Raw genomic sequence first — 11,290 nt, forward strand, 5'->3', positions numbered from 1 at the left:
AATACTCGATGCTCCCTCGCGCCACCCACACGCGCGGCAGCCGTGAAGCCGCCAAGGGCAAGCAGTCGGGCCGTACGCAGGAAATCCAGCGCCTGATCGGCCGCTCGCTTCGCGCCGTGGTCGACATGAAGAAGCTGGGCGAGCGCCAGATCGTGCTCGACTGCGACGTGCTCCAGGCAGACGGCGGCACCCGCACCGCCTCGATCTCGGGCGCCTGGGTGGCGCTGCGCCTCGCCGTCGACAAGCTGATGGCCGAAGGCAAGATCAAGGAAGACCCGATCACCGGCCGCGTCGCCGCGATCTCCTGCGGCATCTGCCAGGGCACGCCGGTGCTCGATCTCGACTATATCGAGGACAGCGCCGCCGATGCCGACGCCAACTTCGTGCTGATCGAAGGCGGCAAGATCGCCGAAGCCCAGGCAACTGCCGAAGGCGCGACCTACGACGAGGAAGGCCTGCTGCGCCTGCTCCGCCTTGCCCGCATCGGTTGCGACCGTATCTTCGCCGCCCAAGCCAAGGCCGTCGGCCGGTGAGCAATCGCCGCCTGGGCGGAGAACGCCTCGTCATTGCCACGCACAATGCGGGCAAGCTGCGGGAAATTTCCGCGCTGCTTGCGCCCTTCGGCATCGACTGCGTCTCCGCCGGAGACCTCGGCCTGCCCGAGCCCGAAGAGACCGGCACCACTTTCGTCGAGAACGCGCTGCTCAAGGCCCATGCCGCCGCCAAGGCCGCGCAGCTTCCCGCGCTGGCCGACGACAGCGGCATCTCGGTGACGGCGCTGGGCGGAAGGCCCGGCGTCTACACTGCGGACTGGGCCGAGAGGCAGTGGTTCGAGGGTGAATCCGGTCGCGACTGGTTCATGGCCATGGGGAAGGTCGAAGGCCTGCTCTGCGAACAGGGATCGGACGTGGACCGCTCGTGCTGGTTCTCCTGCGTCCTGGCGATCGCCTGGCCCGATGGCGAGGAAGTGGTCTACGAAGGTCGCTCCAACGGAGCCTTCACCTGGCCGCCGCGCGGCAAGCTGGGCTTCGGCTACGATCCCTGCTTCGTGCCGGACGGGCTCGACCAGACTTTCGCTGAGATCGCGCCCGAAAAGAAGCACGAGATCAGCCACCGCGCCGATGCTTTCGCCAAGCTGGTCGCGGAGCAGTTCCCGAGCTAATCTGACACGATGGCGCGCGCGCTCTATATCCACTGGCCGTTCTGCCTCGCAAAGTGCCCCTATTGCGACTTCAACAGCCATGTCCGCGAGCGCGTGGAGCATGACCGCTGGCAGGCCGGCCTGCTGGCGGACATGCGCCATGAGCACGAGGTCGCGGGTGGGGAGAAGCTCGATTCGATCTTCTTCGGCGGCGGCACGCCTTCGCTGATGCCCCCTGCCCTCGTGGCGCGCCTGCTGGACGAGGCGGAGAAGCTCTGGGGCTTCTCTGACGGGATCGAGATCACGCTGGAAGGCAATCCCTCCTCGGTCGAGGCGGGCAACTACGAGGCGCTGGCTGCGGCGGGCGTCAACCGCGTTTCGCTGGGGCTCCAGGCGCTCGACAACCAGACCCTTCGCTTTCTGGGCCGGCTGCACGACGCACAAGAGGGGCTGAAGGCGCTTGAAGTCGCGCAGAAACGCTTCTCCCGCGTCAGTTTCGACTTGATCTACGCGCGTCCGGGTCAGACGCTGGACCAGTGGCAGGCGGAACTGGCCCATGCCCTGTCCTACGGCACCGGACACCTCTCGCTCTACCAGCTCACCATCGAGCCGGGCACGAAATTCGCGACCATGGTGCGCCAGCACGAATTCGAGCCGCTGGACGAAGACGCCTGTGCCGACATGTTCGCCCTTACGCGCGAGATGACGGCCGGCGCGGGCCTTCCGGCCTATGAGATCAGCAATCACGCCCGCCCGGGAGAAGAGAGCCGCCACAACCTCACCTACTGGCGCTATCAGGACTATTGCGGCATCGGGCCCGGCGCTCATGGACGGCGCGGTGGCGTTGCCACCACCCGCCACCGCAAGCCCGAAAACTGGCTCGAAGCCATCGACCTCCACGCACACGGCATCAACGAGCATCGCGATCTCGGTCGCCGGGAACAGGCGAGCGAGGCCATGCTCATGGGGCTGCGCCTGCGCGAAGGCGTGGATCTCGATGCCATGTCGGCCCGCTTCGGTCTGGACGCCGTGGAGCTTTGCGATCCCGCCAAGGCCGCTTTCTACGAGAAGCAGGGCCTCGTTCGGCGCCAGGGGGCAAGGCTGCATGTCACCGAGCAGGGCATGCCGCTGCTCGACGGGCTGCTGGGCGAGATCGTGCCCCTCGATCTGGTGGAGCCCTGAGGTCCATGACCAAGGCCGACCTGCTCGAAGCCTGGGGCAACCACCTCAAGAACGGCAGGCGGCGCAGCCCGCACACGGTACGGGCCTATGTGGCTACCGCCGCGCGCCTCATCGATTGCGCCAGGCCCGCCGACTGGGCGGCACTTGCCGGGTTGGAAGCCGCGGAATTGCGACTTCACCTGGCCGAGCGCCGCGATGACGGCATCGGGAATACCTCCGCCGCGCGCGAGCTTTCCGCGCTCAAGAGCTTTCTTGCCTTCGCCCGCGAGCAGGCGGGCGTGGCTCATGCCGCCGCACCGCGCCTGCGCGGGCCGCGCGTCAAGAAGGGCCTGCCTCGCCCGGTCACGCCGGACGAAGCCGTCAATCTTGCCGCGATGGTGGAAGAAGAGGCCCGCGAGCCATGGATCGGCGCGCGCGACCGCGCCGTGCTGCTGTTGCTCTACGGTGCAGGTCTGCGCATCGCCGAGGCGCTTGCAGTCACCGGAGCGGCTCTGCCGCTGGGCGAGACGCTCATGGTGACCGGCAAGGGCGGCAAACAGCGCATGGCCCCGATCCTGCCGATCGTACGCGAGGGCGTGGCGGACTATATCGCCAAATGCCCTTGGCCAATGATGCCCGACATGCCGATATTCCGGGGCGCCAAGGGTGGGCCGCTATCACAGGGCATGGTGCAGAAGGCCGTCGCCCGCGCGCGCGTCCTGCTGGGACTGCCGGCCAGCGCCACGCCCCATGCCTTGCGCCACAGCTTCGCCACCCATCTGCTGGGTGCCGGAGCGGACTTGCGCAGCCTCCAGGAACTTCTCGGCCATGCCAGCCTTGGCTCCACGCAGATCTACACCAAGGTGGATGCGGCTACGCTGCTCGACGTCTACCGCAATGCCCATCCACGCGAGCAGGGCTAGGCCGAATCGTTAGCGGTCCAGTCAGAGAGCGCCTTCGTCGGGTGCCAGCAGGCCACGCCAGATCAGTGCGCCGATCGCGGCACCGATCAGCGGCGCCACCCAGAACACCCATAGCTGTCCGATCGCGGCCGTCTCTGCGAAAAGCGCGACGCCCGTCGAACGCGCGGGGTGCACCGAGGTATTGGTGACCGGAATGGAGATCAGGTGGATGAGGGTGAGCGCCAGGCCGATCGCGAGCGGGCCGAACCCGACCGGCGCGATCTTCGACGTGGACCCGAGAATGACGATGAGAAAGCCCGCCGTCAGGATCGTCTCGATCAGCAGGGCGGAAGAGAGCGCGTAGCCGCCTGGAGAGAGTTCGCCGTAGCCATTGGTGGCGAAACCTCCGGCGGTCCAGTCCGCCTTGCCCGAAGCGATGGCGTAAAGTGCCGCTGCCGCAACGATGGCGCCAAGTACTTGCGCGATCCAGTAGGGAATGAGGTCTTTCCAGTCGAGCCGGCCTCCCACCGCCAGACCTAGGGAAACGGCGGGATTGAAGTGCCCACCCGAAATGCCGCCTACCGCATAGGCCATCGTCACGACTGTAAGGCCGAAAGCCAGTGCCACGCCGGCAAAGCCGATGCCGAGATCGGGAAAGGCCGCTGCAAGGACCGCTGAACCGCAGCCTCCGAACACGAGCCAGAAAGTACCGAAGAATTCCGCTGCCAATCGCTTGGACATAAACCCCGCTCCCAAATGGTTGCGCAGCGAATACTACGGGATTGTTTCTAAGGGCGATACCTTAGCTCTTGTACGAATCTGATCAATATTACCCTTACTGGTCTTTTCCGCCATTTGCGGAAGGTCGCCAGGTTAACACCCGCCAGAAGTACCAGGCTGCCGCCGCCACGGCGAAGACAAGCGTGGCCCAGCTGATCCAGGTTTCCGCTTCGACGAAGCGCTGGCCCAGCCACCGCCCCGCCAGGATGAGCAGCGTGTTCCAGATCGCCGCGCCCGCAGCGGTATAGAGCAGGAACGTCCCGTGACGCATATGCGCGAGCCCGGCGGGGATCGAGATGATCGATCGGAACATCGGCATGAACCGCACCACGAACACCACCCAATGGCCATGCTTGCGCAGATACGATCCAGCCCGCTCCACTTCGTGCCAGTCCATCGTCAGCCAGCGTCCCCAGCGGTTCACGAAAGGCTTCAAGCGCTCGTAACCGAGGCGATCGGCCGCGAGGAAGAGCACGTAGTTGCCAAGTGTCGATCCCGCCGTTCCCGCCGCCAGGACGGGCACGAAATCCATGCGCCCCTTCGCCGTGGCAATGCCGGCAACGCCCATGATGAGCTCGGACGGGATAGGCGGCACGATGTTCTCAAGCATCATGAGGAAGAGGATACCCCAGTATCCCCCTCCCTCGATGAGCGAGAAGACCCACTCATTCATGGCCAGTCAGCTCCGCAGGTATGCTTACATCGCTGCGTGGCGTGCCTCGATCGCGTCCCAGATCTTCGCACCGGTGTCGGTACCATTGAACAGGTCGATGGCGACGATGCCCGTGGGTGAAGTCACGTTGATTTCGGTCAGCCATTTTCCGCCAATCACGTCGATGCCCACGAAAACAAGGCCGCGGGCCTTCAGTTCCGGGGCAAGCGCCGCGCAGATTTCCTCTTCCGCCGAAGTGAGCCCGGCGGCCTCGGCCGAACCACCCACTGCCAGGTTGGAGCGGAACTCACCCGCACCCGGCTTGCGGTTGATGGCGCCTGCGAATTCGCCGTCGACGAGCACGATGCGCTTGTCTCCCTCGGCCACATCGGGAAGGAACGGCTGGACCATGAACGGTTCCACCCAGGCGTTCTCGAACATCTCGATCAGCGCGCCAAGGTTGCTGCCATCGGTGGGGACGCGGAATACCGCCTTGCCGCCATTGCCATGGAGCGGCTTGATCACGAGGTCGCCCCCGAAGCCTGCCTCCACATTGCGCTGCTGGAACAGGCGCACGTCCTCGATGCGCCGAGCGATGAAGGTCGGCGGCATGAACCGCGCGTAGTCGAGCACGAAGACCTTCTCGGGCGCATTGCGGACCGAGACGGGATCGTTGACCACCAGCGTCTGCCCGGCCAGTCGTTCCAGCAGGTGCGTGGCGGTGATGTAGCCGAGATCGAAAGGCGGATCCTGGCGCATCAGCACGACGTCGATGTCGGCTACCAGGTCGATCAGGCGGTATTCTCCCCGCGTGAAATGCGCGCCTTCCACCCGCTGCACCGTCACCGGCGCGCCCCAGCAGGTCAGTCGCCCCGCAGCGCCCGAAGACGCGTCATAGGCGAGCGTGCGCACGTCGTAATGAAACAGTTCGTGCCCGCGCGCCTGTGCCGAGAGCATGAGCGCGAACGAGGAATCACCCGCGATCCTGATCGATTCCAGCGGGTCCATCTGAACGGCGATGCGTAAGGTCATGAAAAGTCTGGTCCTCGCGGATATGTACCAAGCGGTATCTTACGGGAAAGCGGCTTAATCAAAATCGGCGGCAGGCGCGAATGGTTTTGCGCGTCATGCTCCCGGCTGCCAGGCATTGACGATGCGGCGGGGCCAGCAACCCGGCGTCAGCAAGAGTACGTCGACCCTCAGGTCGTCGCCGGGCCTCTGGTGAAGGTGGGCGACAGCCTCGGCAGCGGCGGCCACGCGGCGCAGGCGATATCGATCTATCGCCTGGTCGAGATCGGCCTGGCGCGCCCGCCACTTCACTTCGACGAAACACAGGGTACGGCCGCGCCGCGCCACGATATCGATTTCGCCGCGTGGGGTTTTCACGCGCGTGGCACGGATGCTCCAGCCCGTCAGCCGCAAGTACCACGCAGCCATGGTTTCGCCGCGCCGCCCCTTGCGCTCGGCCTCCGCGCGGCGCTGGCTCATCGCCATTCGCTCATTTCAGCTCCATTGCCCGGGCATAGAGAGCCTTGCGATCCAGCCCGGTCGCCTTCGCCACGCTCGACGCTGCCTGCGAGGGTTTCGCCTGTGCAAGCTCGGCGCGTAGCAGGGCGTCGACGTCGATCTCGCCGATCGGCTCCTCGCCCGGCGGCCCAACCATGAGGACGATCTCACCCTTGGGCGGATGCGCGGTGTAATGGGCGATGAGATTTTCCGGTGTGCCGGTGCGGCATTCCTCGAACTTCTTGGTCAGTTCGCGCGCCACCGACACTTCGCGCCCTGCCAGCACCGATCCTATCGCCTCCAGCGAATCCTCCAGACGCGGTGCCGTCTCGTAGAAGATCAGGGTTGCGGGGACTTTCGCAAGGTCGGCCAGCACCGTCTCGCGGGCCTTGGCCTTATTCGGCAGGAACCCGGCAAACAGGAAGCGGTCGTTGGGCAGCCCGGAGAGCGTCATCGCCATCACAGCCGCGTTGGCGCCCGGCAGGCTGGTGACCGGAATACCCCGCTCGCGCGCGATTTTCACGAGCCGGTAACCGGGATCGGATATCAGCGGCGTCCCCGCATCGCTGACGAGGGCGACGGGTTCGCTCTCCATCAGTGCCAGCAGGCGCTCGCGATCGCCCTCCCCGGCATGATCGTCGTAGCGGATCATCTTCTGCTTGATGCCCAGGTGATGCAGCAGCTTTCCGGTAACGCGCGTATCCTCGCAGGCTACCGCGCTAACGCCCTTGAGTATCTCCACGGCGCGAAAGGTAATGTCCCCGAGGTTGCCAATCGGGGTGGCCACTATGTAGAGGCCTGAAGAGAGAGTGTGTTCCATCACGGGAACTCATGGCCCAGGTACTAGGGGAGCGGCAAGCAATGTTCTATAATCGCCTCAACCGACGCAATCTTCTCGCGGCGGCAGCGATGGCGGCCCTGGCGGGCTGCGCCGTGGTTCCCAAGGCACCTGCTCCGGCGCCTGCACCGGCGCCCACGCAGCCGGAAGGCGATATTCCCGCCGATACCCAGCATCATCGCGTGGCCCTGCTGGTGCCCACAACCGGACCGAACGCCGGCGTTGGCCAGTCGCTGGCCAATGCCGCCAACATGGCGCTGCTCGATACCGGCGCGAAGAACCTGCGCATCACCACTTACGATACCGGCACCAATCCGGGCGAAGCCGCACGCCGCGCCCTGGCCGACGGCAACAAGCTGATTCTCGGGCCGCTGCTCTCGGACGACATCGCCGCGGTGGCGGCGATCGCGAAGCCCGCGCACGTGCCGCTGATCTCCTTCTCCAACGACGAGAAGGCCGCGAGCAAGGACGTCTTCATCATCGGGAACCTCCCCGGCCAGTCGATCGCCCGTACCGTCGCCTACGCGCGTGGCAAGGGCGTGACCACCTTCGCCGCGCTGGTCCCCAAGGGCGATTACGGCGAGCGTGTCAGCACCTCGCTGCTCGCCTCGGTGCGCGGGGCCGGCGGCACGGTGGTCGCCATGGAGAATTACGACCGTTCGGCCGCCTCGATCAGCGCCGCCGCGAACCGGATCAAGGCCAAGAGCGGATACGGTGCCCTGCTCATTGCCGACAGCGGCAGCCTTTCGGCCAAGGCCGCGGTTTCCTACCGCGCGGCGGGCGGCGGCGCGGGCGTGCGGCTGCTCGGAACCGAACTCTGGGGCGGCGAGCGTGAACTGGCTACCAGCCCCGCTCTGAACGGAGCATGGTTCTCAACCGTGTCCGATGTCCGCTTCGCGCAGTTTTCCAAGAGCTATCGCGCCCGCTTCGGCGCGGCGCCGTTCCGGATCGCCACCCTGGGCTATGATTCGGTGCTCCTGACCCTGCGCGTCGCGCGGGACTGGGTTCCCGGCAAGGCCTTCCCGGCTGCCGAGATGCTCGATCCCGGCGGTTTCCTCGGCGTCGACGGACCGTTCCGCTTCGGCAAGACCGGCCTGATCGAACGCGCCCTGGAAGTGCGCGCGGTGGAAGGCGGCGCGGTCAAGGTGATCAGCGCGGCCCCCAGCGGTTTCACCAAGTAACGGCGCCTTTCGGACCGCAGAGGGATCAGAAAGCGAACATCTCTTTGCGGATAAGCCCAAACCCGTGCTTGATCGCGGGTTTAGGCACCCTATAGTCCCCCCATGTCCGACGACCTCTTCGACAAGCTCCCGTCCTCGGCCGGGGAATCCTACGACGGTTCCGCGATCGAGGTTCTGGAGGGGCTCGAGCCCGTCCGCCGCCGACCCGGCATGTATATCGGCGGCACCGACGAACGTGCCCTGCACCACCTCGCGGCCGAAGTGCTCGACAATGCGATGGACGAGGCCGTGGCCGGTCACGCCAACCGCATTGAGGTCACGCTCGATGAGGGCAACCGCCTGACCATCACCGATAACGGTCGCGGCATTCCGGTGGACGAGCATCCCAAGTTCCCCGGCAAGTCGGCGCTGGAAGTGATCCTCTCCACGCTGCACTCGGGCGGCAAGTTTTCGGGCAAGGCCTATGCCACTTCCGGTGGTCTTCACGGCGTGGGCATCTCGGTGGTCAACGCGTTGTCCAGCCATACCCGCGTCGAAGTGGCGCGTAACAAGGAACTCTTTGCGCAGGAATTCTCGCGCGGGGCGACGCTGGGGCCCTTGCAGAAGGTCGGCGCGGCGCCCAACCGGCGCGGCACCGCCGTTTCCTTCACGCCCGATACCGAGATTTTCGGCGACCAGCAGTTCAAGCCCGCGCGCCTGTTCAAACTGGTCCGCTCCAAAGCCTATCTCTTCGCCGGGGTGGAAATCCGCTGGAAGTGCGCACCCTCGCTGACGGACGACAATGTCCCGGCCGAAGCGACCTTCCAGTTCCCCGGCGGCCTTGCCGATCACCTTGCCGAGCAGATCGGCAGCCGCGAATGCGTGACCGCGCAGTTCTTCTCCGGCACGCAGGATTTTCCGCGCGGGGACGACGGTTCCGAACAGGGCCGGGTGGAATGGGCCATCGCCTGGCCGCTTTATTCGGACGGCTCCTATTCCTGGTACTGCAACACGATCCCCACGCCGGATGGCGGCACCCACGAACAGGGCCTGCGCGCGGCCTTGACCAAGGGCATCCGTGCCTTCGCGGACCTCGTGGGGCAGGCCAAGAAGGCCAAGGACATCACGCCCGACGACATGGTGACCGGCAGCGAGATCATGCTCTCGGTCTTCGTCCGCGATCCGCAATTTCAAAGCCAGACCAAGGACCGACTGACCAGTCCGGAGGCCGCACGCCTTGTGGAGGCGGCGGTGCGCGACCACTTCGACCATTTCCTCACCGACAATCTCGAACGCGGCAAGGCGCTGCTCGGCTCGGTGATGGAGCGGATGGACGAACGGCTTCGCAGGAAAGCGGAGCGCGAGGTCAAGCGCAAGACCGCCACCAATGCGCGCAAGCTGCGCCTTCCCGGCAAGCTCACCGACTGTTCGGGCGAAGGCGAGGGCGAAACCGAACTCTTCATCGTCGAGGGCGATTCGGCAGGTGGCTCAGCCAAGCAGGCCCGCAACCGCAAGACCCAGGCGATCCTGCCGATCCGCGGCAAGATCCTCAACGTCGCCTCGGCCACGGCCGACAAGATTCGCGGCAACTCGGAGATCGCGGACCTCGGCCTCGCGCTCGGCTGCGGGACGCGCAAGGACTGCAACGCCGACAACCTGCGCTACGATCGCGTGATCATCATGACCGACGCGGACGTTGACGGGGCGCACATCGCCACCCTGCTGATGACCTTCTTCTTCCAGGAGATGCCGGACATCGTGAAGCGAGGCCACCTCTACCTCGCCCAGCCGCCTCTCTACAGGCTGACGGCGGGCTCGACTTCGGCCTACGCCCGCGACGATGCCCATCGTGCCGAACTGGAAGCGACGGTGTTCAAGAACAAGAAGGTCGAAGTGGGCCGGTTCAAGGGCCTCGGCGAAATGAACCCCGGCCAGCTGCGCGAGACCACGATGGCGCCCGAAAGCCGCTCGCTGATCCGGATCACCCTGCCCCCCGAGTACGAGGATCGCGCGGCGGTGAAGGATCTGGTCGACCGCCTGATGGGTCGCAATCCCGAACATCGCTTCCAGTTCATCCAAAACCGCGCGGGCGAGATCGATCCGGAACTGATCGACGCGTAGGGCTTGGTAACTCAGGTCAGCTCGGCGCCGCCACGATGCGGCGCCAGATGGTCCAGAACAGCAGCACCATTGCCAGAGGCATGATCGGCACGCCGATCTGGAGCGCCAGCGGCCGCGCCAGCGCCGGTGCGGCAAATGCCACGAACAGGGCAAGACGTTCCCAGTCTCGCCATCCTTCGCCCTGGCGACTTCCGTGCAGCCCCTGCCCTGCCAGCCAGAGCATAGGGAAGCTCAGGATAACCATGTCGTAGTCCAGCACATAGGGTGTCGCGAGCGGCGCACCAGCCAGGGTAAGCGCCGCCAGTCCCTGTGTCCATTTCCCACGCCATGAAGCCTTGAGCACCAGCACGGCGACCGCCAGAGTCGTCACCGCCTGCACCGCATAGCTTACCGCCATGGAAGCCCCCAGCAGGCGCAATGCCGCAAATGGGCTCATCATCTTGCCGTAACCTATCTGGCCGTGGGCCATGGCCGCCTGTGCCCGTTCGCTGGCGCCCAGCCAATCGATCCACGCATGCCCCCCGAACAGCCCGGCAGACAGCAGCGCTAGCAGGAGCGCCGTCACGCCGGCTGCGGCGATCACCCGCCATTCTCCAGTCGCGAGCAGAACTAGCGGCAGCAGCAGGCCGAACTGGGGCTTGATCGTTGCCAGCCCGAACAGCATCCCTGCCAGCCACGGCCTGGCCGAAATGAGGCATGCTCCAAACCCAAGCAGGCCCGCCACCAGAAAGGCCGTCTGACCATGCGTGACGACGATGGGGACGGCCGGAAAGGCAGCGAACAGCAGCCAGAGCGGCACACGGGTTCCGGTATCGGTCCACCAGCGACGCAGGGCAGCAAGATAGAGCGCCCCCGTCGCCAGCAACCAAAGTCCAAGCGCGGGAAAATACGCCAGCCCGCCGAGCGGCCAGCAGAACAACAGGAACGAGGGCGGATAATAGAAGGCGGTATAAGCGCCTTCCGCCGAATAATAAGTTCGCTGCGCCAGGATATGCGCGGCACCGTCATAGGGATTGGCGTGATCGACCA

At 65.7% G+C, this 11,290-nt stretch carries 12 protein-coding genes; 6 read left to right on the forward strand and 6 right to left on the reverse strand.

Annotated features, from left to right (window positions below):
* The 4 genes from rph to RT424_RS22710 form a co-directional block, all read left to right on the forward strand.
* A partial coding sequence (gene rph / locus RT424_RS22695) for a ribonuclease PH (protein ID WP_313442866.1) occupies positions 1-533 on the forward strand: 533 nt, incomplete at its 5' end.
* On the forward strand, positions 530-1,162 hold the full coding sequence (rdgB, locus tag RT424_RS22700) for an RdgB/HAM1 family non-canonical purine NTP pyrophosphatase (RefSeq protein ID WP_313442868.1): 633 nt from the start codon (positions 530-532) through the stop codon (positions 1,160-1,162). The genes rph and rdgB, both read left to right, overlap by 4 nt.
* 9 nt (positions 1,163-1,171) lie before the next feature.
* A complete protein-coding gene (gene hemW, locus RT424_RS22705; protein WP_313442870.1) occupies positions 1,172-2,323 on the forward strand; it encodes a radical SAM family heme chaperone HemW in 1,152 nt (383 codons plus the stop codon).
* Positions 2,324-2,328: 5 nt separating this feature from the next.
* A complete protein-coding gene (locus RT424_RS22710; RefSeq protein WP_313442873.1) occupies positions 2,329-3,225 on the forward strand; it encodes a tyrosine recombinase XerC in 897 nt (298 codons plus the stop codon).
* A gap of 21 nt (positions 3,226-3,246) precedes the next feature.
* On the opposite strand, the gene aqpZ is transcribed toward RT424_RS22710, so the two are convergent.
* From aqpZ to rsmI, 5 genes are all read right to left on the reverse strand, one after another.
* Positions 3,247-3,945, reverse strand: coding sequence for an aquaporin Z (gene aqpZ / locus RT424_RS22715; protein WP_313442875.1), 699 nt, complete (start codon positions 3,943-3,945; stop codon positions 3,247-3,249).
* Between the two features lie 94 nt (positions 3,946-4,039).
* Positions 4,040-4,657 carry a DedA family protein gene (locus RT424_RS22720; protein WP_313442877.1) on the reverse strand — a complete coding sequence of 206 codons (618 nt, stop codon included), beginning with the start codon at positions 4,655-4,657 and terminating at the stop codon, positions 4,040-4,042.
* Between the two features lie 24 nt (positions 4,658-4,681).
* Positions 4,682-5,668: a glutathione synthase gene (gshB, locus tag RT424_RS22725; protein WP_313442879.1), complete on the reverse strand. Its 987-nt coding sequence runs from the start codon at positions 5,666-5,668 to the stop codon at positions 4,682-4,684.
* 93 nt (positions 5,669-5,761) lie between these two features.
* Positions 5,762-6,124, reverse strand: a complete 363-nt coding sequence (locus tag RT424_RS22730) for a YraN family protein (protein ID WP_313442881.1) — start codon at positions 6,122-6,124, stop codon at positions 5,762-5,764.
* A gap of 10 nt (positions 6,125-6,134) precedes the next feature.
* Positions 6,135-6,962 (reverse strand): 16S rRNA (cytidine(1402)-2'-O)-methyltransferase, encoded by an 828-nt coding sequence (gene rsmI / locus RT424_RS22735; RefSeq protein WP_313442888.1) that lies wholly within the window; start codon positions 6,960-6,962, stop codon positions 6,135-6,137.
* A gap of 41 nt (positions 6,963-7,003) precedes the next feature.
* On the opposite strand from rsmI, the gene RT424_RS22740 reads away from it, so the two are divergent.
* Both RT424_RS22740 and parE read left to right on the forward strand, forming a co-directional pair.
* Positions 7,004-8,161, forward strand: a complete 1,158-nt coding sequence (locus tag RT424_RS22740) for a penicillin-binding protein activator (RefSeq protein WP_313442883.1) — start codon at positions 7,004-7,006, stop codon at positions 8,159-8,161.
* A 102-nt stretch (positions 8,162-8,263) separates the two neighbouring features.
* The gene (parE, locus tag RT424_RS22745; RefSeq protein ID WP_313442885.1) at positions 8,264-10,261 is read left to right on the forward strand and encodes a DNA topoisomerase IV subunit B; all 1,998 of its coding nucleotides are present in this window, start codon (positions 8,264-8,266) and stop codon (positions 10,259-10,261) included.
* Between the two features lie 16 nt (positions 10,262-10,277).
* On the opposite strand, the gene RT424_RS22750 is transcribed toward parE, so the two are convergent.
* The coding region (locus RT424_RS22750; RefSeq protein ID WP_313442887.1) for a glycosyltransferase family 87 protein at positions 10,278-11,290 on the reverse strand (1,013 nt) is incomplete at its 5' end.

Source organism: Novosphingobium sp., from assembly GCF_032093395.1.
Classification (GTDB): domain Bacteria; phylum Pseudomonadota; class Alphaproteobacteria; order Sphingomonadales; family Sphingomonadaceae; genus Novosphingobium.

Excerpts from the sequence above, each read along its gene's own strand:
- rsmI (WP_313442888.1), bottom strand. The coding sequence starts at position 6,962 with ATGGAACACACTCTCTCTTCAGGCCTCTACATAGTGGCCACCCCGATT.
- gshB (WP_313442879.1), bottom strand. The coding sequence starts at position 5,668 with ATGACCTTACGCATCGCCGTTCAGATGGACCCGCTGGAATCGATCAGG.
- RT424_RS22710 (WP_313442873.1), top strand. The coding sequence starts at position 2,329 with ATGACCAAGGCCGACCTGCTCGAAGCCTGGGGCAACCACCTCAAGAAC.
- RT424_RS22730 (WP_313442881.1), bottom strand. The coding sequence starts at position 6,124 with ATGAGCCAGCGCCGCGCGGAGGCCGAGCGCAAGGGGCGGCGCGGCGAA.
- RT424_RS22740 (WP_313442883.1), top strand. The coding sequence starts at position 7,004 with ATGTTCTATAATCGCCTCAACCGACGCAATCTTCTCGCGGCGGCAGCG.
- hemW (WP_313442870.1), top strand. The coding sequence starts at position 1,172 with ATGGCGCGCGCGCTCTATATCCACTGGCCGTTCTGCCTCGCAAAGTGC.
- aqpZ (WP_313442875.1), bottom strand. The coding sequence starts at position 3,945 with ATGTCCAAGCGATTGGCAGCGGAATTCTTCGGTACTTTCTGGCTCGTG.
- RT424_RS22720 (WP_313442877.1), bottom strand. The coding sequence starts at position 4,657 with ATGAATGAGTGGGTCTTCTCGCTCATCGAGGGAGGGGGATACTGGGGT.
- parE (WP_313442885.1), top strand. The coding sequence starts at position 8,264 with ATGTCCGACGACCTCTTCGACAAGCTCCCGTCCTCGGCCGGGGAATCC.